21 protein-coding genes and 1 pseudogene are annotated in these 23,760 nt (G+C 72.1%); 9 read left to right on the plus strand and 13 right to left on the minus strand.

Going from position 1 to position 23,760, the window contains the following annotated elements; translation table 11 throughout:
• Positions 1-51 precede the first annotated feature (51 nt).
• On the plus strand, positions 52-1,176 hold the full coding sequence (disA, locus tag AB0M97_RS28165) for a DNA integrity scanning diadenylate cyclase DisA (protein ID WP_365963790.1): 1,125 nt from the start codon (positions 52-54) through the stop codon (positions 1,174-1,176).
• Positions 1,177-1,240: 64 nt separating this feature from the next.
• On the opposite strand, the gene AB0M97_RS28170 is transcribed toward disA, so the two are convergent.
• The 3 genes from AB0M97_RS28170 to AB0M97_RS28180 form a co-directional block, all read right to left on the minus strand.
• The gene (locus AB0M97_RS28170; RefSeq protein WP_365963791.1) at positions 1,241-1,648 is read right to left on the minus strand and encodes a hypothetical protein; all 408 of its coding nucleotides are present in this window, start codon (positions 1,646-1,648) and stop codon (positions 1,241-1,243) included.
• A 205-nt stretch (positions 1,649-1,853) separates the two neighbouring features.
• A complete protein-coding gene (locus AB0M97_RS28175; protein ID WP_365963792.1) occupies positions 1,854-2,579 on the minus strand; it encodes a restriction endonuclease in 726 nt (241 codons plus the stop codon).
• Between the two features lie 261 nt (positions 2,580-2,840).
• On the minus strand, positions 2,841-3,683 hold the full coding sequence (locus tag AB0M97_RS28180) for a hypothetical protein (protein WP_365963793.1): 843 nt from the start codon (positions 3,681-3,683) through the stop codon (positions 2,841-2,843).
• Positions 3,684-4,130: 447 nt separating this feature from the next.
• Between AB0M97_RS28180 and AB0M97_RS28185 the strand changes: the two genes are divergently transcribed.
• The 5 genes from AB0M97_RS28185 (at position 4,131) to cseC (ending at position 8,740) form a co-directional block, all read left to right on the plus strand.
• Complete coding sequence (locus tag AB0M97_RS28185) at positions 4,131-5,066, plus strand: A/G-specific adenine glycosylase (RefSeq protein ID WP_365963794.1); 936 nt, start codon at positions 4,131-4,133, stop codon at positions 5,064-5,066.
• A 232-nt stretch (positions 5,067-5,298) separates the two neighbouring features.
• A complete protein-coding gene (locus tag AB0M97_RS28190; protein ID WP_365963795.1) occupies positions 5,299-5,838 on the plus strand; it encodes a SigE family RNA polymerase sigma factor in 540 nt (179 codons plus the stop codon).
• A gap of 41 nt (positions 5,839-5,879) precedes the next feature.
• Positions 5,880-6,482: a hypothetical protein gene (locus AB0M97_RS28195; RefSeq protein ID WP_365963796.1), complete on the plus strand. Its 603-nt coding sequence runs from the start codon at positions 5,880-5,882 to the stop codon at positions 6,480-6,482.
• Between the two features lie 90 nt (positions 6,483-6,572).
• Positions 6,573-7,274, plus strand: coding sequence for a two-component system response regulator CseB (gene cseB, locus AB0M97_RS28200; protein ID WP_365963797.1), 702 nt, complete (start codon positions 6,573-6,575; stop codon positions 7,272-7,274).
• 83 nt (positions 7,275-7,357) lie between these two features.
• Entirely contained in the window at positions 7,358-8,740 is a 1,383-nt protein-coding gene (gene cseC / locus AB0M97_RS28205; protein ID WP_365963798.1) for a two-component system sensor histidine kinase CseC, read from the plus strand.
• A 131-nt stretch (positions 8,741-8,871) separates the two neighbouring features.
• Here the strand turns inward: cseC and AB0M97_RS28210 are convergent, their stop codons facing one another.
• The 3 genes from AB0M97_RS28210 to AB0M97_RS28220 form a co-directional block, all read right to left on the minus strand.
• A complete protein-coding gene (locus AB0M97_RS28210; RefSeq protein WP_365963799.1) occupies positions 8,872-9,315 on the minus strand; it encodes a VOC family protein in 444 nt (147 codons plus the stop codon).
• Positions 9,316-9,385: 70 nt separating this feature from the next.
• The gene (locus AB0M97_RS28215) at positions 9,386-9,859 is read right to left on the minus strand and encodes a helix-turn-helix transcriptional regulator (protein ID WP_365963800.1); all 474 of its coding nucleotides are present in this window, start codon (positions 9,857-9,859) and stop codon (positions 9,386-9,388) included.
• Positions 9,860-10,044: 185 nt separating this feature from the next.
• Positions 10,045-11,649 carry an MDR family MFS transporter gene (locus tag AB0M97_RS28220; RefSeq protein ID WP_365963801.1) on the minus strand — a complete coding sequence of 535 codons (1,605 nt, stop codon included), beginning with the start codon at positions 11,647-11,649 and terminating at the stop codon, positions 10,045-10,047.
• Positions 11,650-11,782: 133 nt separating this feature from the next.
• Between AB0M97_RS28220 and AB0M97_RS28225 the strand changes: the two are divergent.
• Positions 11,783-12,361: pseudogene (locus tag AB0M97_RS28225) on the plus strand (helix-turn-helix domain-containing protein); the annotation flags it as partial.
• A 137-nt stretch (positions 12,362-12,498) separates the two neighbouring features.
• Here the strand turns inward: AB0M97_RS28225 and AB0M97_RS28230 are convergent.
• Positions 12,499-13,245 (minus strand): M23 family metallopeptidase, encoded by a 747-nt coding sequence (locus tag AB0M97_RS28230; protein ID WP_365963802.1) that lies wholly within the window; start codon positions 13,243-13,245, stop codon positions 12,499-12,501.
• Positions 13,246-13,523: 278 nt separating this feature from the next.
• On the opposite strand from AB0M97_RS28230, the gene AB0M97_RS28235 reads away from it, so the two are divergent.
• Positions 13,524-16,757, plus strand: coding sequence for an NACHT domain-containing protein (locus tag AB0M97_RS28235; protein WP_365963803.1), 3,234 nt, complete (start codon positions 13,524-13,526; stop codon positions 16,755-16,757).
• Between the two features lie 111 nt (positions 16,758-16,868).
• Here the strand turns inward: AB0M97_RS28235 and AB0M97_RS28240 are convergent, their stop codons facing one another.
• Positions 16,869-19,394, minus strand: a complete 2,526-nt coding sequence (locus AB0M97_RS28240) for an ATP-dependent Clp protease ATP-binding subunit (RefSeq protein WP_365963804.1) — start codon at positions 19,392-19,394, stop codon at positions 16,869-16,871.
• A 430-nt stretch (positions 19,395-19,824) separates the two neighbouring features.
• On the opposite strand from AB0M97_RS28240, the gene AB0M97_RS28245 reads away from it, so the two are divergent.
• A complete protein-coding gene (locus tag AB0M97_RS28245; protein ID WP_365963805.1) occupies positions 19,825-20,574 on the plus strand; it encodes an SCO3374 family protein in 750 nt (249 codons plus the stop codon).
• Between the two features lie 27 nt (positions 20,575-20,601).
• Here AB0M97_RS28245 and AB0M97_RS28250 read toward each other — a convergent pair whose 3' ends face one another.
• The 5 genes from AB0M97_RS28250 to AB0M97_RS28270 form a co-directional block, all read right to left on the minus strand.
• Positions 20,602-20,937: an Lsr2 family protein gene (locus AB0M97_RS28250; RefSeq protein WP_365963806.1), complete on the minus strand. Its 336-nt coding sequence runs from the start codon at positions 20,935-20,937 to the stop codon at positions 20,602-20,604.
• 222 nt (positions 20,938-21,159) lie between these two features.
• Positions 21,160-21,693: an amino-acid N-acetyltransferase gene (locus tag AB0M97_RS28255; RefSeq protein ID WP_365963807.1), complete on the minus strand. Its 534-nt coding sequence runs from the start codon at positions 21,691-21,693 to the stop codon at positions 21,160-21,162.
• A gap of 9 nt (positions 21,694-21,702) precedes the next feature.
• Positions 21,703-22,173, minus strand: coding sequence for a BlaI/MecI/CopY family transcriptional regulator (locus AB0M97_RS28260; RefSeq protein WP_365963808.1), 471 nt, complete (start codon positions 22,171-22,173; stop codon positions 21,703-21,705).
• An 86-nt stretch (positions 22,174-22,259) separates the two neighbouring features.
• On the minus strand, positions 22,260-22,439 hold the full coding sequence (locus AB0M97_RS28265; RefSeq protein ID WP_365963809.1) for a hypothetical protein: 180 nt from the start codon (positions 22,437-22,439) through the stop codon (positions 22,260-22,262).
• 89 nt (positions 22,440-22,528) lie between these two features.
• Positions 22,529-23,350, minus strand: coding sequence for a hypothetical protein (locus AB0M97_RS28270; protein ID WP_365963811.1), 822 nt, complete (start codon positions 23,348-23,350; stop codon positions 22,529-22,531).
• Positions 23,351-23,760 lie beyond the last annotated feature (410 nt).

The raw sequence follows: 23,760 nt of genomic DNA on the forward strand, positions 1-23,760 counted from the left end.
TCCGAGTGTGCGAGACGGGAGCGCCCCAGAACCTGCGACCGGAGGAGTGCAGTGGCAGCCAACGACCGGGCAGCAGCTCCCGGAAAGTCCGGTGGGAGTGCCGGTACCGATGGCCTGATGCGCGCCTCGCTGAGCGCCGTGGCTCCCGGCACGCCGCTGCGTGACGGCCTCGAGCGCGTGCTTCGCGGCAACACGGGCGGTCTCATCGTGCTCGGCTCGGACAAGACCGTCGAGTCGATGTGCACGGGCGGCTTCGTCCTGGACGTCGAGTTCACGGCGACGCGGCTGCGCGAGCTGTGCAAGCTCGACGGCGGCATCGTGCTCTCCTCCGACCTGTCGAAGATCCTCCGGGCGGGCGTCCAGCTGCTGCCGGACCCGTCGATCCCGACGGAGGAGACCGGCACCCGGCACCGCACGGCGGACCGCGTCTCCAAGCAGGTCGGCTTCCCGGTCGTCTCCGTCTCCCAGTCGATGCGCCTGATCGCCCTCTACGTCGACGGCCAGCGCCGCGTCCTGGAGGACTCCGCGGCGATCCTGTCCCGCGCCAACCAGGCCCTGGCCACCCTCGAGCGCTACAAGCTCCGCCTGGACGAGGTCGCGGGCACGCTGTCGGCGCTGGAGATCGAGGACCTGGTGACCGTCCGGGACGTGTCGGCGGTCGCGCAGCGCCTGGAGATGGTGCGCCGCATCGCCACGGAGATCGCCGAGTACGTGGTGGAGCTGGGCACCGACGGACGTCTCCTCGCCCTCCAGCTGGACGAGTTGATCGCGGGCGTCGAGCCCGAGCGCGAACTGGTCGTCCGGGACTACGTGCCCGAGCCGACCGCCAAGCGTTCCCGCACGGTCGACGAGGCCCTGGCCGAGCTGGACAAGCTCAGCCACGCCGAGCTGCTCGAACTGTCCACGGTGGCCCGCGCCCTGGGCTACACCGGCTCCCCCGAGACGCTCGACTCGGCGGTCTCCCCGCGCGGTTTCCGCCTGCTGGCCAAGGTGCCGCGCCTCCCCGGCGCCATCATCGACCGCCTGGTGGAACACTTCGGCGGCCTCCAGAAGCTCCTGGCCGCGAGCGTGGACGACCTCCAGACGGTGGACGGCGTGGGCGAGGCCCGGGCCCGCAGCGTCAGGGAGGGCCTGTCGAGGCTGGCGGAGTCGTCGATCCTGGAGCGGTACGTCTGATCCCGGCATCGCCGGGTGTGCCGCCCGCCCGGCGATCTCACCCGTGGTGACGCGCCCGGCGGAGTCAGCATCCGGGGCGGATCGGCTCGGACGATGCCAGGTCGAGGGCGGCGCTGCGCAGTTGGGCCGCCCACGTCTGCTCGTCGAACCCCAGCGTGTACTCGATGCAGCAATGGCACTGCGGGATCAGCGCCACGAACGCCTGCTCCGCCGCGGTCTCGGCTTCCGTCTCCCACCAGTCGTCCGTCGCCAGGTCGGCGGGGGTTGTCTCGCCGTGGATGAGTTGCGCCGCCATCCGGCGCAGGGCGTGGCGCCGTGCCAGGCCCCGGTCCGGCAACCCGATCCCGGACTCGGCGAGTGCCTGCTCGAACGCGTCGCGCATACCGCGGGCATCCGCGTTGCGAGGCCAACCCGCGAGTTCGCACAGTGTCGGGGTGTCCAGTCCGGCCGCGAGTGCCTCAGCAGCGATCATCGGCAGGTCCTCCGGGCGTATCTCGTCCGCCCGATAACGGCACGCCACCTCACCAAGAGAGGTGAGCCCACTCCGCACTGAGGTCTCCGGTGCCGGTGTTGTCCCTTCCGCTCCCATGACCTCTACGGTGTCAGCACCACGCCTGCGGTGTCAGCACCGTTTCCGGGGAAGGCATCCAGGGGTCTTCGGCGTCCCCGGGCCCGGCTCAGAGGGTGGTCGGCCTGCGAGGTGGCGGGACCGCGCGGAGCAGTTCCCACAGGGGGCGTGAGCCGGATGCCCACACTCCTAGGGTGTGGCGGTCGACCACATGGAGGCGTTGCTGCCCGGCGAAGTTCGCGGCGGGTGCGGTGACTCGGCCGTTGGTCACGATGACCGCGACATCGGCGCCGTGGACCTGGCGGGCCGTGCCGTTGAGTACCTGGAGGTCCGGCGTGCCCACGGCGGAGCCCGCGAGGCCGTTGCGCCGGTGTTTGCACTGGATCACCCAGCGCCGACCGTAGGGGTCGGTGGCCTTCACGTCGGCGCCCAGGTCGCCGCCGCCCCCGACGCGGACGGCGTCCCGGCAGCCGTCGCGGCGCATCAGGTCCCGCACCGCCTCTTCGAACCGGGCATGATGCAGGGCGTCCAGCTGGGACAGGCCGTAGCGCAGACCCTGGGCGCGAACCGCTTCCCAGCGGGCCCGCTGCTGCTTCTGGTGGAGCCGGCCGGCGCCGGCGAGTACCGCGAGTGCGCCGACGGCGACCATGATCCACCAGTGAGCCAGCAGCCACTGGAGGACGGCCACCACCAGGACGACGGCCGGGACCACGGCCAGCAGCAGGCCGGCCAGCCGGTCGTCCGCGCGCTGCCGCCGCCTGCCGGGCCTGCGGGTTCGACGCCGTGCCGGTGGGCGCCTGGTCGTCGCCCGCCCTCTGCGCGTGCGGGGGCTCATCGACCGGCCTGTGTGACGCCGTCGGCGAGCTGCCCCAAGATGACCGCCGGCAGTACCGCCACGCTGATGGTCAGCAACCGTCCAGACCTCCCCGACCGACCGGCCACCCACTCAGGGGACGGCAGGACGCCACCCCCGGCTTCTTGTGTAGCGGCGTCTCAGCGGCGTTGGGGGCGGGTTGCCGACGAATGGCACAAAGCCGTCGGCCTGGCCGAATACCGGGTCGACCGAAGCAGGGCAGCGGCGCGGGTGATCCCGGCGCTAGTCGGCCTCCAGGACGAACGACGTCTGCACCTTCGCAAAGCCCGGGGCCTTCGCCTCCACCAGGTACGTCCCGGGCTTCGCCGTTCCCGGTGGGGGCGTCGCGCAGCGCGGGGCGCTCGGCTCGCGCTCCCACTTCACGGTGTACGTGATGCCGCTGTTGGCCGGCACCCGGTACACCCGGTTGCCCGCCTTCTTGGGGCAGTGGTCCGACGCCCAGTACGCGTCGTCGGCGGTGGCCTGAGTGACCGTCAGGACCGCGTTCTTCGGCCCGAGGTCGATCTTGCAGTCACTGCCGGAGATGTTCCGCGCGGCCAGCACGAAGGTCGGCGTCTGCCCGGGCTCGTAGGTGTTGCGCAGGCTCCGCAGGCTCAACTTCACGGCTCCCGGCGTGCAGTTGGGCAGTGAGGACCCGGCCGGGACCGTGTCGCCGGACCCCGTGCCCACGCCCGTACCGGAGCCGGAGCCGGTGCCGCCGTCGGTCCCTCCGGCACCCCCGGCGTCACCCTCGTCACCGGTGCCGCCGTCGCCCGAGCCGGTCCCGTCACCGGAGCCGTCGCCCGAACCGTCGCCGGAGCCGCCGGAATTCCCGCCCTCGGACTCGTCCCGGCCGCCCGGCGCCTGACTGATCGCCGGACCCGAACTCGACGGTCCAGGAGTGATCGTGGGCGCGGGATTCTTGCCGTTGGCCCCGTTCTGGCCACCGTCGCCGCCTCCGCCGCCCGAGGTGACCACCCAGGCGATCAGCAACGCCAACAGGGCGACTGCGGACAGGAGTACGGCCCTCCGTCGCCAGTAGATGGAGGAGGGAAGCGGCCCGACCGGATTGCGCAGAGATCCCACGGCGCAAACTGTACGAGAGATCGAGGCGTTCACCGGCCCCACCCGCCGCCCCGCGCCACAACTTTTCCGGATCATCATCCTGCACACGGCCCCCGCGTCCCCGGCTTTCGTCCGGCGCGGTGCGTGACGATCGCAGGGTGTGACCGGGACCGGGATATGTGCACGGTCCGTGACGACCGTGGGCTTCCCGCCCGTGTTCGCAGTTGCGGTCCTTGCACCCGGTCCGGCGCTGCAGCCGCCGCGTCGTGGCACACACAGGCACCGCCTCGCCCGGCACCCTCCGCGCGGGCGCCCGCGCACAACCCGCCCCGTCCGCGCCGCGCCCGCCCCGGCGCCCCGAGCGCCGCACACCACCCCCCGCCCGCCCCGAGCCGTCGCCCCGCGAACCGCCCGTCGCGACGCCCTTGCCCCCGCACGGCCGTCCCCGCATGGCAGGATCGGAAGGCCATGACTGCGCCCACGAAGCCCCCGCACGGCGGCACCGCCGGCCCCTCGTCCGAGCGGACCGCCGGAGAGCCGCTGCACTCCCCCGTCATCGACTGGTTCGACGAGCACGCCCGTGACTTGCCGTGGCGGCGCCCGGAGGCCGGTGCCTGGGGGGTGATGGTCAGTGAGTTCATGCTCCAGCAGACGCCGGTGAACCGCGTCCTGCCGGTCTACGAGCAGTGGCTGGCCCGCTGGCCGCGCCCCGCCGACCTCGCCAGGGAGGCGCCCGGCGAGGCCGTCCGCGCCTGGGGCCGGCTCGGCTACCCGCGCCGCGCCCTGCGCCTGCACGGTGCCGCCGTCGCCATAGCGGAACGGCACGGCGGCGACGTACCGGCCGACCACGCCCAGCTCCTCGCGCTGCCCGGCATCGGCGAGTACACGGCGGCGGCCGTGGCGTCGTTCGCGTACGGGCAGCGGCACGCCGTGCTGGACACCAACGTCCGCCGGGTGTTCGCCCGCGCGGTCACCGGCGTGCGGTATCCGCCCAACGCCACCACCGCCGCCGAACGCAGGCTCGCCCGGGAACTGCTGCCCGAGGACGACGCCACCGCGGCGCGCTGGGCCGCCGCCTCCATGGAGCTGGGCGCGCTGGTGTGCACGGCGCGCAACGAGCAGTGCCACCGCTGCCCCATCGCCGCGCAGTGCGCCTGGCGCCTGGCGGGCAAGCCGGAGCACGACGGCCCGCCGCGCCGCGGCCAGACGTACGCCGGTACCGACCGTCAGGTGCGCGGCCGGCTGCTCGCGGTGCTGCGGGAGGCGCACGCGCCCGTGCCGCAGCAGGTCCTCGACCGCGTGTGGCACGAACCCGTGCAGCGCGCGCGGGCGCTCGACGGGCTCGTGGCCGACGGTCTGGTCGAGCCGCTGGAGGGCGGCCTGTACCGGCTGCCGCAGACGTGACCTGACCCGACCTCGCCCGACCGGCCCCGCTGGGGGCGAATCCCCCATTGCGGCACCACCCGGGCCGTCCCGGCCCCCTGCCCGCCCTCCGTTACACAACCGACGGACAGCCGCGCGTTTCCCGCAGGGTGCCTCGCACCGTGCCGTGACAAGCCGTCCGTAGCTTCTGTTCCGTGCACGGGGACCGGCGGCGGCAGGCCGGCCGGCGCGGGGACAGGGGAGGCGGTTCACCATGGCGCAGGGCGAGGTGCTCGAGTTCGAGGAGTACGTCCGCACCCGGCAGGACGCGCTGCTGCGCAGTGCCCGGCGCCTGGTCCCGGACCCGGTGGACGCGCAGGACCTGTTGCAGACGGCGCTGGCACGGACGTACGGCAAGTGGGACGGCATCGCGGACAAGCGGCTCGCGGACGCCTATCTGCGCCGGGTGATGATCAACACCCGGACGGAGTGGTGGCGGGCTCGGAAGCTGGAGGAGGTGCCCACCGAGCAGCTCCCGGACGCCTCGGTGGCCGACTCCACCGAGCAGCACGCGGACCGCGCCCTGCTGATGGACGTGATGAGGGTGCTCGCCCCGAAGCAGCGCAGCGTCGTCGTGCTGCGACACTGGGAGCAGATGTCGACGGAGGAGACGGCCGCCGCGCTCGGCATGTCGGCCGGAACGGTCAAGAGCACGCTGCATCGGGCGCTCGCCCGGCTCCGCGAGGAGCTTCAGGCCCGCGATCCGGACGCACGCGCGCTGGAGCGTGAGGAGCGGGAGCGTTGCGCGGCCTGACCGGTGCCGGTACCACAGGGGCACGGGGGAGCCTCAAGGCGGTGGGCACGGCGGTGGCCGCCCTCGCCACCGTCGCCCTGTTGCTGCCCGCCTGCGGGACCGGCGGCACCGGCGCCCGCGACGAGGGCCCGGCGCACGCCGACACCGTCTCGGGCGCCGCCGCGGTGCCCTCGGTGCGTCCGGCGCGGACCCCCGACCGGGTGGACGCGGTCCGGCTGGTGAAGGGCGATCCGCTGGTGTCGGCGCAGGTCAAGCGGGAGCTGACGCCGTGCGTGGCCGACGAGTACCCCGTCGACGTGTCGTACGGCGAGCTGACCGGGGGCCGCGCCGAGGACGTCGTGGTGAACGTGCTGACCTGCGGCGACGCGGTGGGCGTCGGCTCGTACGTGTACCGGCTGGAGGGCGGCGCGTACCGGAACGTGTTCCGCGCCGAGGAGCCGCCGGTCTACGCGGAGATCGACCGGGGCGACCTGGTGGTGACCAAGCAGGTGTACGAGAAGGGCGACCCGGTGTCGAGTCCGTCCGGCGAGAACGTGATCACGTACCGGTGGGCGGCGGGGCGGTTCACCGAGCGGTTCCGCACGCACAACGACTACAGCAGCGCCGTCGGCGGCGGGGACGTGACGCCCGCGCCCGGGGGCTGACGCGCGGGAGACAAGTGAACGCGGACGCCGCCCGGCGCGTCCGCACAGGTGAGAACGCCGGCTGCGACCCGAGGACTGAGAGCACCGCCGATGGCAGACCAGACCCACGTCCTGTTCGTCGAGGACGACGACGTCATCCGCGAGGCGACCCAGCTCGCCCTGGAGCGGAACGGCTTCGCGGTGACCGCGATGCCCGACGGCCTGTCCGGCCTGGAGGCCTTCCGGTCCCAGCGGCCGGACATCGCGCTGCTGGACGTCATGGTCCCCGGCCTGGACGGCGTCAGCCTGTGCCGGCGTATCCGCGACGAGTCGACCGTCCCGGTGATCATGGTGTCCGCGCGGGCCGACTCCATCGACGTGGTGCTGGGCCTGGAGGCGGGCGCCGACGACTACGTGACGAAGCCGTTCGACGGTGCCGTCCTGGTCGCCCGCATCCGCGCGGTGCTGCGCCGCTTCGGGCACGCGAGCGGCGACCGGGCGGAGGCGGCCGGGCCCGGCGGCGCCGGGGGCGTGCTGACCTTCGGCGACCTGGACGTCGACACGGACGGCATGGAGGTGCGTCGGGCCGGGCAGCCGGTGGCGCTCACGCCGACGGAGATGCGGCTGCTGCTGGAGTTCTCCTCCGCGCCGGGCACGGTGCTCTCCCGGGACAGGCTCCTGGAGCGCGTGTGGGACTACGGCTGGGGCGGTGACACCCGCGTCGTCGACGTCCATGTGCAGCGGCTGCGCACGAAGATCGGCCAGGACCGCATCGAGACGGTCCGCGGCTTCGGCTACAAGCTGAAGGCCTGAGCGGGATCATGACGCGGGGGTTTCCGGGACGGCCGGAACGACGGGAGCGGCCCGGGCGGTCGGCCGCCGAAGACGGGCGGCGCGTGGGCGTTGTCCGTACGGGGCTGCGGTGGAAGCCGGGCGCGGGCAGGCGTACGGGTCTGCCGTGGAACCCGGGGACGGGCATCCGTACGGGTCTGCGGTGGAAGCTGAGCGCGGCCATCGCGCTGGTCGGCGCGCTGGTGGCGGTCGCGCTGAGCCTGGTCGTGCACAACGCGGCCCGGGTGTCCATGCTCGACAACGCGCGCGACCTCGCGGACGAGCGCATCATGATCGCCCAGCGCAACTACGAGCTGTCCCAGCGTCCCAACTTCCCGAACGTGAAGCTGGACGACCCGGACCTGCCGGCGGAGCTGCGCAGAAAGGTGGCGGCGGGGCGCCGGGCGACGTACGTGTCCGACCGGGCCGGGGGGCCGCCGGACATCTGGGCGGCGGTGCCGCTCAAGGACGGGCACGTGATGTCGCTGCACACCGGTTTCACCGACCGCAGCACGGACATCCTCAAGGACCTCGACCAGGCCCTGGTGATCGGCTCCATCGCGGTCGTCCTCGGCGGCAGCGCGCTCGGCGTGCTGATCGGCGGGCATCTGTCGCGCCGGCTGCGGAAGGCGGCCGCCGCGGCGAACCAGGTCGCCCGGGGCGAGCCGGACGTACGGGTGCGGGACGCCATCGGCGGGGTCGTGCGGGACGAGACGGACGACCTGGCGAGCGCGGTGGACGCCATGGCGGACGCGCTCCAGCAGCGCCTGGAGGCCGAGCGCCGGGTCACGGCCGACATCGCGCACGAGCTGCGCACCCCGGTGACCGGGCTGCTCACGGCGGCCGAGCTGCTGCCGCCCGGCCGCCCGACGGAGCTGGTGCTGGACCGGGCGAAGGCGATGCGCACGCTCGTGGAGGACGTGCTGGAGGTGGCCCGCCTCGACGGGGCCTCGGAGCGGGCCGAGCTGCAGGACATCATGCTCGGCGAGTTCGTGCGGCGCCGCGTCGCGGTGAGGGACCCGCGGGTGACGGTGCGGGTGGTGCACGAGTCGGAGGTGACGACCGACCCGCGCCGCCTGGAGCGCGTGCTGTTCAACCTGCTGGCCAACGCCGCCCGGCACGGTCGGCCGCCCGTCGAGGTCACCGTCGAGGGCCGGGTGGTCCGGGTCCGCGACCACGGTCCCGGTTTCCCGCGGGACCTGCTGGCCGAGGACCCGAGCCGGTTCCGCACCGGGAGCGCGGACCGCGCCGGACGCGGCCACGGGCTCGGCCTGACCATCGCGGCCGGTCAGGCCCGGGTGCTGGGCGCCCGGCTGACCTTCCGCAACGTACGGCCGCCCGGCGCGCGGGAGCACGTGCCGGCCGAGGGGGCGGTCGCCGTGCTGTGGCTGCCGGAGCACGCACCGACGGACACGGGCAGCCGTCCGGTACTGCCGCCCGGCCTCTGACCGGCCCGCCGTGTGGTGGCGGTCGGCTGTCCGGTACCGCCGCCGGGTCCCCGACCGGCCGTACGTGGCGGAGGGTCAGCCGTCCGGCGCTGCCGCCCGGCCTCTGACCGGGGCCGGGCGCCCGGTGGCGTTCAGCAGCTCCAGTCCTTCGTCGTGTCCGGGCCGCCCTCGCGCGGCTGGGTGAAGGAGAACCAGTTCCCGGAGTCGTCGCGGAACAGCGCCTCGATGCCGTAGGGCCGCTCCTGCGGCTCCTGGAGGAACTCCACGCCGCGGTCCTTGAGCTTGCGGTAGTCGCCGTGGATGTCGTCGGTGGTCAGCACGCCCGCGCCGAGCACGCCCTTCGCCACCAGCTTCCTGACCATCTCGGCGGACTCGGGGTCCATCCCGCTGCCGGGGACCATCAGCGTCAGTTCGACGTCGGGCTGGCTGGGCGCGCCGACGGTGAGCCAGCGCATGCCGCCCTCGCCCATCGTCATGTCGGTGCGGACCTCCAGGCCGAGCTTCTCGGTGTAGAACTCCTTCGCCCGGTCCTGGTCGAGGACCCAGACGGTCGAGATCTTGAGTCCCTTGATCATGGGAGTGCTCCTTGTCTGCGGGGAGAGTGCGCAGCGATTGCCCGCACCGTCACCGTAGGACCCGGTTCCGTCAGTCCGCTTCTTCAGAATTGCGCTCCGCTTCCTCGGGATCGCGCTCCGCTTCTTCGGAATCGCGCCGCGCCCGGCCGGGTCCGGAGCGGAAGCCGCCGGCCCAGAGCATCGCGTAGCAGCCGGGGATCAGGGCGGCCCCGCGGCCCACGTGCCGGGTGCGGTACTCGCTCGGGGTGAGCCCGGTCCAGGCCTTGAACCGGGCCGAGAACGTGCCCAGGCTGCTGAAGCCGACCAGGGCGCAGATCTCGGTCACCGTCAGATTGGCGGTACGCAGCAGGTCCTCGGCCCGTTCGATACGGCGGTGGGTCAGGTACTGGCCGGGGGTCTCGCCGTAGGCCTCCTTGAAGGCGCGGATGAAGTGGTACCGCGAGTACCCGGCGTGCGCGGCCACCGCGTCCAGGTCGAGCCCGGGATCGGCCCACTCCCGGTCCATGGCGTCCTTCGCCAGCCGTAGCTGCCGCGCTTTGTCCATGGGGCGATGGTGGCACGCGGGACTGACACAGCCCCGACTGACGTTCCCAGCCCCTCACACCGGCTCCGGCTGCCCTCCCTGCCCGGCTCACACCGGCTCCGGCCGCCCTCCCTGCCCGGCTCACACCGACCCCGCTGCCCTCCCGGGTCGGCCGGGGCCCCGAAGCGCCGGGCACCCCCGGCCCGTCACACCGCCCCCACGCGCCCCGCCGTCACCGCCGCGCCGCCGTCCCGGCCCGCGTCCCCGCCCCGCTCGGGCGCGGCCGGACCCGACCCCTTGAGCGGTACCTCGGTGACGAACACCGCCGCCGCCAGCGCCAGCACCGCCACCACCGAGCCCAGCAGGAACGCCGCGTGCGTGCCGTCGGACACCGCGTACTGGTAGGCCTCCCGCGCCGCCTCAGGCAGCTTCGCCAGGCTCGCCGCGTCGAGCTGGGCGGACTGCTCGGTGATGCCGCGGCCCAGCGCGCCGCCCCGCTCGGCCATGACCTCCTGGACGCGGCTGTTGAACAGCGCGCCCATGATCGCGACGCCGAAGGAGGAGCCGAGGGTGCGGAAGAGGGCGGCGGACGAGGACGCCACGCCCATGTCCTTCATCTCGACGCTGTTCTGCGCGACCAGCATCGTGATCTGCATCAGGCAACCCATGCCGAGACCGACCACGGCCATGAAGACGCCGGAGGTGAGCCGGCTGGTGCCGGTGTCCATGGTCGACAGCAGATACAGCCCGACCACCATCAGCGCGCTGCCCACGACGGGGAACACCTTGTAGCGGCCGGTGTGGGTCGTGACGCGGCCGGCGACCATCGAGGTGACGAGCATCGCGCCGAGCATCGGCAGGAGCAGCAGCCCGGAGTTGGTCGCGGACGCGCCCTGCACGGACTGCTGGTACAGCGGCAGGAACAGCGTGGCGCCGAACATCACGAAGCCGGTGATGAAGCCGATGATGGCCATCAGCGTGAAGTTGCGGCTGCGGAAGATGTGCAGCGGCACGACCGGCTCGGCGGCCCGGGTCTGCCGGAACACGAACCCGACGAGCGCGGCGACACCGATGCCGATCAGCTCCATGATGCGCGCGGAGGTCCACGCGTACTCAGTGCCGCCCCAGGTGGTGACGAGGACGATCGCGGTGATGCCGACGGTCAGCAGGGCCGCACCGAGGTAGTCGACGCGTGCCTCGGCGCGCTTCTTCGGCAGGTGCAGGACGGCGCTGACGGCGACGAGGGCGACCGCGCCGAGCGGCAGGTTGATGTAGAAGGCCCAGCGCCAGCCCCAGTGGTCGGTGATCGTGCCGCCGACGAGCGGTCCGCCGATCATCGCCAGCGCCATGACGCCGGCCATCATGCCCTGGTACTTGCCGCGCTCCCGGGGCGGTATCAGATCGCCGATGATCGCCATGACGCCGACCATCAGACCGCCCGCGCCCAGGCCCTGCACGGCGCGGAAGCCGATGAGCTGGCCCATGTCCTGGGCCATGCCGCTGAGCGCGGAGCCGATCAGGAAGAGCACGATCGAGGACAGGAAGGTGCCCTTGCGGCCGTACATGTCGCCGATCTTGCCCCAGATCGGGGTGGAGGCGGCGGTCGCCAGGGTGTAGGCGGTCACCACCCAGGACAGGTGCTCCAGGCCGCCCAGCTCGCCCACGATCGTCGGCATCGCGGTGCCGATGATCATGTTGTCGAGCATGGCGAGCATCATCGCGATCATGAGGGCGAGCAGGACCACCCGCACGCTTCGGGGCTGTTTGCCGGTGTCCGTTCCCGGCGCGGGTACCGCTGTGTCCGCCGTCATTCCACTTCCCCCACTGCTCGCCGCTACTTACTTGCCGCCCGGCTAGTTGTCTACACTGGGGAAAGTAGACGCGGAACTAGCCGGTCGTCAAGTAAGTTTTCAGAAGAGCGCGGCAGGAGGAGGATGGGCGGCCATGGACCGCACCAGGCAGCGGCGCCGCGGGGACACCCGCCAGCGCATCCAGGACGTGGCGCTCGAACTCTTCGCGGAGCAGGGCTACGAGAAGACGTCGCTGCGCGAGATCGCCGAGCGCCTCGACGTCACGAAGGCGGCGCTCTACTACCACTTCAAGACCAAGGAAGAGATCCTGGTCAGCATCTTCGAGGACCTCACGAGGCCGATCGAGGAACTCATCGAGTGGGGCGGCAGGCAGCCGAAGACGCTGGAGACGAAACAGGAGATCGTCCGCCGCTACAGCGAGGCGCTGGCGAGCGCGGGACCCCTGTTCCGCTTCATGCAGGAGAACCAGGCGACCGTGCGGGAACTGCGCATCGGCGAGACCTTCAAGCGCCGCATGATGGATCTGCGGGACATCCTGATCGACCCGGAGGCGGCCCTGGCCGACCAGGTCCGCTATGTCAGTGCCCTGTTCACGATGCACGCCGGGCTGTTCGCCCTGCAGGACATGAAGGCCGACCCCGAGGAGAAGCGCTTGGCCATCCTCGAGGTCGCCACGGAACTGGTCACCCGGGCCCACGAGGGCACCGCGGGCAGCACGGGCACCTCTGGCACCGGGGACAGCGCGGACAGCACCGGCACCGGGGCCAGCACGGGCACCGCTCGCACCGCCGGCGCGAAAGGCGCCCCCGGTGCCGGAGGCACCGCGGGCGCCGAGGGTCCCCAACGCGCTTAGCCGCGCACGCCCTTCGACCGCAGGAAGGCGGCCGGGTCGATGGCCGAGCCGTAGTTCGGGGTCGTACGGATCTCGAAGTGCAGGTGCGGACCGCTGGAGTTGCCGGTGTTGCCTGAGCGGGCGATGTGCTGGCCCGTCTTCACGATCTGGCCGATCCGCACGTCGATGCGGGACAGGTGCGCGTACTGGGAGTACGTGCCGTTGCCGTGCCGGATGACGACGGCGTTGCCGTAGGCGGGGCCGTCGCCGGCGCCGTAGCCGCCGGCCTTGACGACGGTGCCGCCGTGCGTGGCCATCACGTTCGTGCCGGTCGGCACGGCGTAGTCCTGGCCAGAGTGCTTCTGCGTCCACATGCCGCCGGCCTGGGCGAACTTGGCGCTCAGCCGGTACTGCTTCACCGGGTCGACCCACGAGGCGGGCTTCTTCTTCGCCGCGGCGGCGGCCTTCTTGCGGGCCTCGGCGGCGGCCTTCCGCTTCGCGGCGGCGGCGGCCTGCGCCTTGGCGGCCTTGGCGGCCTTGGCCTTCGCGGCCTTGGCGGCCTGGGCCTTCGCCGCCTTGGCCTGGGCGGCTGCCTGCGCCTGGACGGCACTGGCGGCGGTGGACGAGGCGGCAGCCGTGGTGTCGGCGGCGACCGCGACCCCGACTCCCAGCACGGCCGAGGCTCCCAGGCCGGTGGCCAGGACGGCGGCGCGGGTGCGGAGCAGGGACGTACGGAAGGTGCGGGACGTGACGCGCTGGGACATCGAAACCTCATGGGGACGGGAGCATGAAAACACCGGCGCACAGGACGCCGGATGGCTGTCCCTTGGTAACCCGGACCCCCACAGACCCCCAAAAACGTGATCTACGACCCAAGTTAGTACCCAAGCCTTGAAGAGCCTCACTATTGACAGAAGCTCCAGTGCCTCTCATTTCGCCCAAGACGGCCAAGCCGGACACGACCAGGGACTCGAAATGCCCGTTTTGCCCACCGGGAGATTTCCACTAACCGGGCTAGTAACGGACAAAAACCCTGTGCGGCATGTCACCGCTGACCGAGATCGAAGGACTGCGGAATGTGACCGGCGCTACGCTGACCAGCCGCGACAGCACCGAGCCCGGGGAGGGACACGGCGAGATGGAACCGGCCACGGGAATCAGGCTGGCGTCGAGCGTGGTCGTCCCCCTCGTCAGAAAGCTGTTCGTGACGGAGGGACCCGGCGCCGGGCTGGTCGACAGGCCCGTGCGGATAGCGGGCCACGTCTCCTTCCGGGGCGAGAAGCGCACGTTGACGGAGCCCGACCTGCACCGGCTCGCCGCCGAACTGGTCCGCCAGGCCCTGCGCGGCGGCGCCGAGCGACCCGTGGCGGCGGACGAGGAACAGGCCGTCGTCGTCGCCCTCGCCGACACCCTGTACGCGCTCGGCGACCTCACCATGACGGACGTCCAGGCCGTGGAACTCGGCCACGAACACCTGGCCGCCGCCCTGCGCGCCGCGAGCGGCCATCCGGAGCGGCACCTCTCCCTGGACGCGAGCCTGTTCCACGGCAGCCTCCTCGACACCGCCTGCCTGCACATCCTGCACTTCTTCACCCAGCGCTCCACCTTCGTGCCGCGCGCCCTGGTCGAGCAGACCCGGCGCCAGCGCGAACTGGTCGCCAAGCTCGACCGCCTCATGGCCCGCACCCCGGCGCCCGGCGGCACCGACGCCCCCTTCGAGCGGCGCTACCTGTCGTACGTCACCACCCGCCACTGCCACCTCACGATCTACGGCATCGACCTCGCCGACTCCCCCGACCGCTGGCCCCTGGACGCCGCCTACCTCAGCCTCCGGGCCCTCGGCCCCGACGACGACGGCCACGCCACCGGCCCCGGCGGGGCGCACATCGCCTCGGCCGCCACGCCCCGGCCCGCCGAACAGGCCCTCGCCGAGCACGACCGGGTGCTGCTGCGCGGCGTCGCCGGCTCCGGCAAGACCACGCTCGTGCAGTGGCTCGCGGTGACCGCCGCGCGCGGCGAACGCGGCGACCGCATCCCCTTCGTGCTGCCCCTGCGCACCCTCGTCCGGCGCCCCGACGGCCTCCCGGCGCCGGACGCCTTCCTGACCGCCGTGCGGGTCCCGTTCCACGCCGGTCAGCCGGACGGCTGGGCCGACCGGGTGCTCACCGACGGGCGCGGGCTGCTGCTCGTGGACGGCGTGGACGAGATCCCCGGCCGGGACCGCGAACGCACCCGGCGCTGGCTGCGCGAGCTGCTCGAGGTGTATCCCGGCAACCAGTGGCTGGTCACCTCACGCCCCTCCGCCGTACGGGACGACTGGCTCACCCCCGACGGCTTCACGGAACTCGCGCTCACCCCGATGAGCCGCGACGACGTGGCCGCGTTCATCACCCGCTGGCACGCCGCCGCCCGCGCGGGCGCGACCGGGGCGGACGCCGACCGGCTGGAGGGCTACGAGCGCTCCCTGCTCGACGCCGTCGGCACCAAGCCCGACCTCGGCCGGCTCGCCACCAACCCGCTGATGTGCGGGCTGATCTGCGCCCTGCACCGCGACCGGCGCGGCTATCTCCCGCACGGCAGGCAGGAGTTGTACGACGCCGCCCTGTCGATGCTGCTGGCGCGGCGCGACGAGGAACGGGACATGTTCCCACAGCACGACGCGGACAGCGGTGTCCACCTCACCGAACTCCCGCAGATCCAGCTCCTCCAGCGGCTGGCCTACTGGCTGATCCGCAACAACCAGTCCGAGATGGACCGGGACCGCGCGGTGCGCATCGTGGCCGACGTCCTGCCGTCCCTGCCGGCCGCCGCGGCACAGGGCGACGCCGAGCGGATCCTCGGCCATCTCCTGGTCCGCAGCGGCCTGCTGCGCGAACCCGGCGCCGGCACGGTCGAGTTCGTGCACCGCACCTTCCAGGACTACCTGGGCGCCAAGGCGGCCGTCGAGGACGGCGACTTCGGGCTGCTGGTGCGGGGCGCCGCGGACGAACAGTGGGCCGACGTGTTCCGGATGGCCGTCGCCCACGCCCGCCCGCGCGAACGCGCCGAACTCCTCCGCGACCTGACGGAATCGGCGGCCCGCCTCGACGGACCGGCCGCCACGCGCGTACGGCTGCTCGCCCTGGCCTCCCTGGAACACGCCACCCAGCTCGACCCGGCCGTACGGTCCGCCGTCGAGCGGGACGCCGCCGCCCTCATCCCGCCGCGAACGGTGGAGGAGGCACGGGCGCTCGCCTCCGTGGGCCCGCTGGCCCTGGAACTGCTGCCCGGACCCGAGGGCCTCGGCGACGAGGAGGCACGGGCCGTCGTCGTCACCGCCTCACTGATCGGCACCGACGCCGCCCTGCCCGTCCTCGCCCGCTTCCGCTCCCACCCCGCACTCGACGTACGCGCCCAGCTCACCTGGACCTGGCACCGCTTCCCGACCCGCCGCTACGGCGAGGAGGTCGTCGCCCACCTGCGCGAGGACGGCCTGTACTTCACCGCGCCCTCCGGCGAGCACCTGCGTCTCCTGCGCGAGCTGGGGGGCCGCGGCAGGGTTCAGCTGACCGGGGACATCGATCCGGCGGACATCGCCGCCGGACTCGTCCCCGACCGGCTGACCGAGCTGGTCCTCCGGGGCAACGACCGGTTGCGGGACCTGGAATGCCTGGCGCCGCTGCACCGGCTCACACACCTCCACATCAGCGGCTGCCCGTGGGTGGACGATCTCGCCCCGCTGGCCCGGCTGCCGCTGACCTGGCTCTCCCTCGACCTCGTGCACGGACTGGAGCGGCCCGGCGCGCTGGCCGCGCTGTCCGGCTCGGCCACCCTGGACCAGCTCGAACTGGGGGTGCCCCTGGGGACCGGCTCCCTGGACGAGGCCCTGCCCTCCGACCTGCCGCTGCGCTGTCTGCGGTTTGCCGGGACCGCGTTGTGGCGCACCAACCTGCGCGGCCTGCACCGCTTCCGCTCACTGCGGCAGCTGAGTTTCACGGGCCTCTCCACGGAGCTGAGGCCCGAGGACTACGAGGAGATCGTCCGCCTGCCCGCGCTGGAGGACCTGCGCCTCAACTGGGGCCGCTCGGGCTGGCACGGCCCGCCGCTGCCCGGCATCACCAGCCTGCGGCTCAACAACTTCCGCGGCAGCGAGGACGTCTCCAGCGTCCCCGCCCTCTTCCCGAACCTGCGCGAGATCACCGTCGTCCTCGCGGCGGACGTCACCGAGCCGCCGGAGGAGACTCTCGCGGCACTCCCCGTCCCCCCGACGGTGAGAAAACTCCGCCGAGTCGTATGACGTACACCTCTGCCACGGCTTCCAGGGGGACGGTGAACGCGAAAAAGGGCGCTGCCCCGGGACTCGGTCCCGAGGCAGCGCCCTTTCTTCCGCTCAAGCCGAGCGCAGCGCCTACGCGTCCTTGCTCAGGTTCGGCCCCGCACCGCCGGCCGCCTGCTCGATCGGCGGGACGTCGGGCAGCGCCGACTTCTCCTCGCCGCGGAACGTGAAGGTCTGGGCCTCGCCCTCGCCCTCGGTGTCCACGACCACGATGTGACCGGGGCGCAGCTCGCCGAAGAGGATCTTCTCCGACAGCGAGTCCTCGACCTCGCGCTGGATCGTGCGGCGCAGCGGACGCGCGCCCAGCACCGGGTCGTAGCCCTTCTTGGCCAGCAGCTCCTTGGCGGACTGGGAGAGCTCGAGGCCCATGTCCCGGTCCTTCAGACGCTCGTCCACCTTGCCGATCATCAGGTCGACGATCCGCAGGATGTCGCCCTTGGTCAGCTGCGGGAAGACCACCACGTCGTCCACGCGGTTGAGGAACTCGGGCCGGAAGTGCTGCTTCAGCTCGTCCGACACCTTGTTCTTCATGCGCTCGTAGTTGGTCTTCGTGTCCCCCGCGGCGGCGAAGCCCAGGTTGAAGCCCTTGGAGATGTCCCGGGTGCCGAGGTTGGTCGTCATGATGATGACCGTGTTCTTGAAGTCCACGACCCGGCCCTGGGAGTCGGTCAGCCGGCCGTCCTCCAGGATCTGCAGCAGCGAGTTGAAGATGTCCGGGTGGGCCTTCTCGACCTCGTCGAAGAGGACCACCGAGAACGGCTTGCGCCGCACCTTCTCCGTCAGCTGGCCGCCCTCTTCGTAGCCCACGTAGCCGGGGGGCGAACCGAACAGACGCGAGACCGTGTGCTTCTCGCTGAACTCCGACATGTCGAGGGAGATCAGCGCGTCCTCGTCACCGAACAGGAACTCGGCGAGCGCCTTGGACAGCTCCGTCTTACCGACACCGGACGGACCGGCGAAGATGAAGGAACCACCCGGACGCTTCGGGTCCTTGAGCCCGGCGCGCGTACGGCGGATCGCCTTCGACAGCGCCTTCACGGCGTCGTCCTGGCCGATGACCCGCTTGTGGAGCTCGTCCTCCATGCGGAGCAGGCGGCTGGACTCCTCCTCGGTCAGCTTGAAGACCGGGATGCCGGTGGCCGTGGCGAGGACCTCGGCGATCAGGTCGCCGTCGACCTCGGCGACGACGTCCATGTCGCCGGCCTTCCACTCCTTCTCCCGCTTGGCCTTCGCGGCCAGGAGCTGCTTCTCCTTGTCGCGCAGGGAGGCGGCCTTCTCGAAGTCCTGCGAGTCGATCGCGGACTCCTTGTCCCGGCGGACACCGGCGATCTTCTCGTCGAACTCGCGCAGGTCCGGCGGCGCGGTCATCCGGCGGATGCGCATCCGGGAACCGGCCTCGTCGATCAGGTCGATCGCCTTGTCCGGCAGGAAGCGGTCCGAGATGTACCGGTCGGCCAGGGTGGCGGCCTGGACCAGCGCCTCGTCGGTGATCGAGACGCGGTGGTGCGCCTCGTACCGGTCGCGCAGACCCTTGAGGATCTCGATCGTGTGCGGCAGCGACGGCTCCGCGACCTGGATCGGCTGGAAGCGGCGCTCCAGCGCGGCGTCCTTCTCCAGGTGCTTGCGGTACTCGTCCAGCGTGGTCGCGCCGATGGTCTGGAGCTCACCGCGGGCCAGCATCGGCTTCAGGATCGAAGCCGCGTCGATGGCGCCCTCGGCGGCACCCGCACCGACCAGCGTGTGCAGCTCGTCGATGAACAGGATGATGTCGCCGCGGGTGCGGATCTCCTTGAGCACCTTCTTCAGGCGCTCCTCGAAGTCACCGCGGTAGCGGGAGCCGGCGACCAGGGCGCCGAGGTCCAGGGTGTAGAGGTGCTTGTCCTTGAGGGTCTCGGGCACCTCGCCCTTGACGATGGCCTGGGCGAGGCCCTCCACGACGGCGGTCTTGCCGACGCCGGGCTCACCGATCAGGACCGGGTTGTTCTTCGTACGGCGGGACAGCACCTGCATGACCCGCTCGATCTCCTTCTCGCGCCCGATGACCGGGTCGAGCTTGGACTCACGGGCGGCCTGGGTGAGGTTCCGGCCGAACTGGTCGAGGACCAGGGACGTGGAGGGCGTGCCCTCGGCAGGACCGCCGGCGGTGGCGGTCTCCTTGCCCTGGTAACCGGAGAGCAGCTGGATCACCTGCTGCCGCACGCGGTTCAGATCTGCGCCCAGCTTGACCAGGACCTGGGCGGCGACGCCCTCGCCCTCGCGGATCAGGCCGAGCAGGATGTGCTCCGTGCCGATGTAGTTGTGGCCGAGCTGCAGCGCCTCGCGGAGCGACAGCTCCAGCACCTTCTTGGCACGGGGGGTGAAGGGGATGTGGCCGGACGGCGCCTGCTGCCCCTGGCCGATGATCTCTTCCACCTGCTGGCGGACCGCCTCGAGCGAAATCCCGAGGCTCTCAAGGGCCTTGGCGGCGACACCCTCACCCTCGTGGATCAGGCCCAGGAGGATGTGCTCGGTGCCGATGTAGTTGTGGTTGAGCATCCGGGCTTCTTCCTGAGCCAGGACGACAACCCGCCGCGCGCGGTCGGTGAACCTCTCGAACATCGTTAATCGCTCCTCAGAGCGGTCAGGCAGTGGGGGGAACTTCCCCTCCCTGTCCTTCCGCAGCTTAGTCCCGCAAGCGGGGACCGCTCATTCCAACTGCCGACACCGTCCTTGGCCTCCTGACCCCGAACGCCGACATGTGCTCCAACCCGATGGTGCGAGACGATGTTCCCGCAGGCCAGGCAGTTACCCCCTTCGCCAGTACGCCGATGGCGAACGTGAGACGGCCTGTCCTGCGTGTCGCCCCCTCCCACTAGGGATGTCTTACCCGCCCCGACTGACAGTCCATGCCGCGCACACCGGTTCCCTCCGCTACGGGCGAACAACGTTGCGCCTTCCCACTGCCCCACGCGCCCTCTTGTTCGACACACTGCGCACATGGCGCAGTACCCAGCGTAACTCCCGACTTCTCCGGACGGTTGCTCCTGACATGGTTGACGCCCTCCCCCCGGCCGTGGTCCCGGAAACGGCCGCGCCCGGGGCCACGACAGCCGCCGTGCCACCGCCTCGCCGGCCGCTCGAACAGACCGGGCGGGGCGAGCGGGGCGCGGCGGACCACCGCGACGGCCGGGACGCCTGGATCCGGCACTGGTACGAGAACGATCTGGGGTGGCCCACAGTGCCCGGATCTCCCGTCCGGCTCGCCGTGGGCGTGCGCTTCGACGTGCTGGACGTTCCGGCGGAGGCGGGCCGCGCGGCGCTGCGGCGCCTGGCGCCGGGCTCTCCGGTGGCCGCGTACGGCGACCGGTGGCGGCTGCTCGTGGCGGCGGGCAGCGCGGGCGAGCTGCCCGTACTGCTGGAGTGGCTGGAGTGGGGTGGGCTGGCGCTGGATCTGGTGGCGCTGGGGGCGGGTGATGTCATGACCGCGCCGTTGCCTCCGGGGGCCGCCGGCTCCGCTGGGGCTGCCGGTGCTGTCGGTGCTGGCGCTTGTGCCGGTGGCCCGGTGGCCCCTGGTGGCCCTGGCGACTCGGGCCGTTCTGCGGGTGGTGATGGTTCGCAGGGGGCCGCCGTGTGGGTGCGGCCCCCCGGGCCCGGGTGTGAGGTCGAGGCCTCGCTGCCGACGATGTCGGCACTGGGGGGCGTTGGGGGCGCCCCCGATCTCGTGCGGCTGGTCGACACGGTGGCAGCACAGTGCCACCGGGTGCGGCTGCGGCGCGCGTGCACCCGGCCGCCTGCCTGATATTCGTAGGGTCGGAAAGGCCGCCGATCAGCCGTTGGCCTTCTCGTACGCCTCGCGAATGGACGCGGGAACGCGGCCGCGGTCGTTCACCTCGTAGCCGTTCTCCTTCGCCCACGCGCGGATGGCCGCGGTGTCCTGGCTGCCGCCGGAAGAGGCGCGGGACTTTCCACGCCCGCCCGCAGCACGGCCTCCCGTACGGCGACCGCTCTTCACGTAAGGCTCGAGAAGGCCACGGAGCTTGTCCGCATTGGCAGTGGTGAGATCGATCTCGTACGTCTTGCCGTCCAACGCGAACGTGACGGTCTCGTCCGCCTCGCCACCGTCGAGGTCGTCGACAAGAAGGACCTGAACCTTCTGCGCCACCGGATTTCCTTTCATCGATTACTTCAGGACCGGGGGTGTCGGCATCCGCGGTATCGCCGTCCCCTGTTATATGCAGTACTGCAGTACGTCGGAAAGCAAACCGCTTTTGCCGGAAAAACACAAACCCCTGGGAGAGACTCAGAGGCACGGACCCGTCCGGAAACGTGCGCGTTTCGGACATAGGGCACCGGGGCAGGTTCCGGTCGCGTCAATCGCCGGCGATCACAGATGCAGAAGCATCCGGCTGTTGCCCAAGGTGTTCGGTTTCACTCGTTCGAGTCCGAGGAACTCCGCGACGCCCTCGTCATAGGAACGCAGGAGCTCCGCGTAGACATCGGTGTCGACCGGCGTCTCGCCGATCTCGACGAAGCCGTGCTTGGCGAAGAACTCCACTTCGAAGGTCAGGCAGAAAACCCGGCGAACGCCGAGCCAGCGCGCCGTCTCCAGCAACTTCCCCAGCAACTGATGGCCGACCCCGGCGCCCTTCAGGCCCGGCTTCACGGCGAGAGTGCGGACTTCCGCGAGGTCTTCCCACATCACGTGCAGGGCGCCGCAGCCGACCACCTCGGCGTTGTCGTCGCGTTCCGCCACCCAGAACTCCTGGATGTCCTCGTAAAGGGTCACCATCGCTTTGTCGAGCAGGATGCCGTCCCGGACGTAGGCGTCAAGGAGACGGCGCACCGCCGGGACATCGCTGGTTCGGGCCCGCCGGACGGTGATGGCTTTTGCGGTGACTTCGGGGCTGTCTGCTGACATGGGCGGACGCTATCGCCCGCCGCCGTCCGTTGCGGAGCCGGGGTTGTCGGCGGGGTTGTGGCCCGACTTGCCCGCGGGCCGGTCACCGGGGTTGTTCTCCGGGGTATCGCCGGGGGAATCCGGGGCCTGGACGATGCGCAGGGCGTCGCGGAGGGCCTGGCGCTGTTCGTCGCTCATCATCGCGAAGAAGGCGACGAGAGCGGCGGCGGGGTTGTCGCTCTGCGACCAGGCCTCGTTCATCAGAGCCGCGGAGTAGGCGGCTCGCGTGGAGACCGCCTCATATCGATAGGCCCGGCCTTCCGCCTCGCGGCGCACCCAGCCCTTCTGGTGGAGATTGTCCAGAACGGTCATCACGGTGGTGTACGCGATCGAGCGCTCCTGCTGGAGATCTTCCAGGACTTCTCGAACGGTCACCGGGCGGTTCCACTTCCACACCCGCGTCATGACCGCGTCTTCGAGTTCTCCCAATGGGCGAGGCACTCTCCGCACAATAGTGGGAGATGGCGGCTACGGCGTGCGGAACATGCGTTTTGCCGACAAACGGAACAAAAAGGGCGTACGGCGGCTCAGGCGTCGTGGGGCGGGGCGGGCCGGCGGGTGGCCTTCGCGCGTGCGAGCGCGGCGTCGACGGCCGCGTCCTCCTTGGCCTTGTTGGCGCCGCCCTGGGTCTTCACGATGACGCGGATCAGACCGATGAAGAACACGGCCATGACGACCGGGGGCAGCAGCGCGGCGACGTAGTCCATGGATCCAGAGTAGCCACGGCGCCGGGGGCGGCCGGGACGGGGTCGTCCGGGGCAGGTCGTCCCGAGCGGCCCGGCCGTCCCGGGGCGCGTCAGCCCGCGGCCAGCTGCTGGGGCGGGTTCGCCGGGGGCGGGGCGGGCTTGCGGCGGGGAAAGACTTCGCCCGGGGTGGGGATGGGGCGGCCGGGCTTGGGGGAGCCGGTGCCCGGGCGGGCGGGGGTGGGCTCGGGGGTGGCGGGCTTCTCGGCGGGCTTGGCGGCGGGCTTGCTGCCGGGCTTCTTGCCGGGGTCCTCGGCGGGGTCCTGGGCTGCGGCGACCGCGACGGCGACGGCGGGGGTGTGCGAGGTGCGTCCGGTCTCCGCGGCCGTAGGTGCCGGGCGGGGGCGGGAGAGGCCACCCGGGAGGGCGAGGAGGCGGGTGCGGGAAGCCGGGATGACCGGGGTGGTGGGAGCGGCGGTTGCGGCGGGACCGGCGGGGGCTGCCTCGCGGTCGGCCGGGGCGTCCGGGTCTGCCGGGTGCGCTGTGCGGGCCGTGGGGGCCGTGCGGGCGGCCAGGCGGGTTCGCACGTCCTGCTCGGCGAGGGTCGCGCAGTGGGCGAGGAGGGCGGCCGCGGCGGGGTTGCCGCGCAGGGCGCGCAGGGCGGCGAGGTCGTCGGCGCCGGGGCGGTAGCCGGAGCCCAGGGCCTCCTCCAGCAGGGCGAGGTAGCCGACGGCGGTGCCGGGGAGGGCGGCGCGGTACCGGGCGAGGTCGGCCACCAGGAAGGCGCGCAGCCTGACGCCCTCCCGCATCGCCTCGTCGAGCGACTCGGCGAGCCGGAGGCAGTCCTTGACGTCCTCGGCCGAGGCGGGGCTGGGGTGAACGGCTAGAGCGAGGGCGCGGCGGAGCACACGCAGCTCCGCCACACCGAACGCCATGCCGCCGCGGGATCCGTATGGCGTGGGCATGCGGCGACGATACGCGCTAATCAGACTAACCGGGCAGCAGGGGGGCGGTGTGGCGCGGGTTGCCACTCCCATGGCTGCGGGGTGCCTGCGGCGGCGTGCGGGGTTGGGCGGGGGTGCGCGTATCGCGCGGTTCGCTCGGCGGGTGCCGGGGTGCCTGCGGCGGCGGGCGGGCTGGGCGCCGGGTGCGGGTGCTGGCTCTGGTGAGTGCGGGTGGGGTGCCTGCGGCGGCCTGTGCGGGTTCGGTGGGGGTGCGGGTAGCGCTGTCTCTTCGGTGGGTGGGGCGGGGCCGTGTCGGGGGGTGTCCGTCCTCGGAACGGCGCGGAATCGGTGAGTCGTGAAGGGACCGGCGCGGACGCGCCAACCGCTGCGGGCGGACACCC

Source organism: Streptomyces sp. NPDC051207 (genome assembly GCF_040682395.1).
Classification (GTDB): Bacteria; Actinomycetota; Actinomycetes; order Streptomycetales; family Streptomycetaceae; genus Streptomyces.

Excerpts from the sequence above, each read along its gene's own strand:
- AB0M97_RS28185 (WP_365963794.1), top strand. The coding sequence starts at position 4,131 with ATGACTGCGCCCACGAAGCCCCCGCACGGCGGCACCGCCGGCCCCTCG.
- AB0M97_RS28210 (WP_365963799.1), bottom strand. The coding sequence starts at position 9,315 with ATGATCAAGGGACTCAAGATCTCGACCGTCTGGGTCCTCGACCAGGAC.
- AB0M97_RS28220 (WP_365963801.1), bottom strand. The coding sequence starts at position 11,649 with ATGACGGCGGACACAGCGGTACCCGCGCCGGGAACGGACACCGGCAAA.
- AB0M97_RS28235 (WP_365963803.1), top strand. The coding sequence starts at position 13,524 with ATGTCACCGCTGACCGAGATCGAAGGACTGCGGAATGTGACCGGCGCT.
- AB0M97_RS28215 (WP_365963800.1), bottom strand. The coding sequence starts at position 9,859 with ATGGACAAAGCGCGGCAGCTACGGCTGGCGAAGGACGCCATGGACCGG.
- AB0M97_RS28265 (WP_365963809.1), bottom strand. The coding sequence starts at position 22,439 with ATGGACTACGTCGCCGCGCTGCTGCCCCCGGTCGTCATGGCCGTGTTC.
- AB0M97_RS28240 (WP_365963804.1), bottom strand. The coding sequence starts at position 19,394 with ATGTTCGAGAGGTTCACCGACCGCGCGCGGCGGGTTGTCGTCCTGGCT.
- AB0M97_RS28230 (WP_365963802.1), bottom strand. The coding sequence starts at position 13,245 with ATGTCCCAGCGCGTCACGTCCCGCACCTTCCGTACGTCCCTGCTCCGC.
- AB0M97_RS28255 (WP_365963807.1), bottom strand. The coding sequence starts at position 21,693 with ATGTCAGCAGACAGCCCCGAAGTCACCGCAAAAGCCATCACCGTCCGG.
- cseB (WP_365963797.1), top strand. The coding sequence starts at position 6,573 with ATGGCAGACCAGACCCACGTCCTGTTCGTCGAGGACGACGACGTCATC.
- AB0M97_RS28270 (WP_365963811.1), bottom strand. The coding sequence starts at position 23,350 with ATGGCGTTCGGTGTGGCGGAGCTGCGTGTGCTCCGCCGCGCCCTCGCT.
- AB0M97_RS28170 (WP_365963791.1), bottom strand. The coding sequence starts at position 1,648 with ATGATCGCTGCTGAGGCACTCGCGGCCGGACTGGACACCCCGACACTG.
- AB0M97_RS28190 (WP_365963795.1), top strand. The coding sequence starts at position 5,299 with ATGGCGCAGGGCGAGGTGCTCGAGTTCGAGGAGTACGTCCGCACCCGG.
- AB0M97_RS28175 (WP_365963792.1), bottom strand. The coding sequence starts at position 2,579 with ATGAGCCCCCGCACGCGCAGAGGGCGGGCGACGACCAGGCGCCCACCG.
- AB0M97_RS28245 (WP_365963805.1), top strand. The coding sequence starts at position 19,825 with ATGGTTGACGCCCTCCCCCCGGCCGTGGTCCCGGAAACGGCCGCGCCC.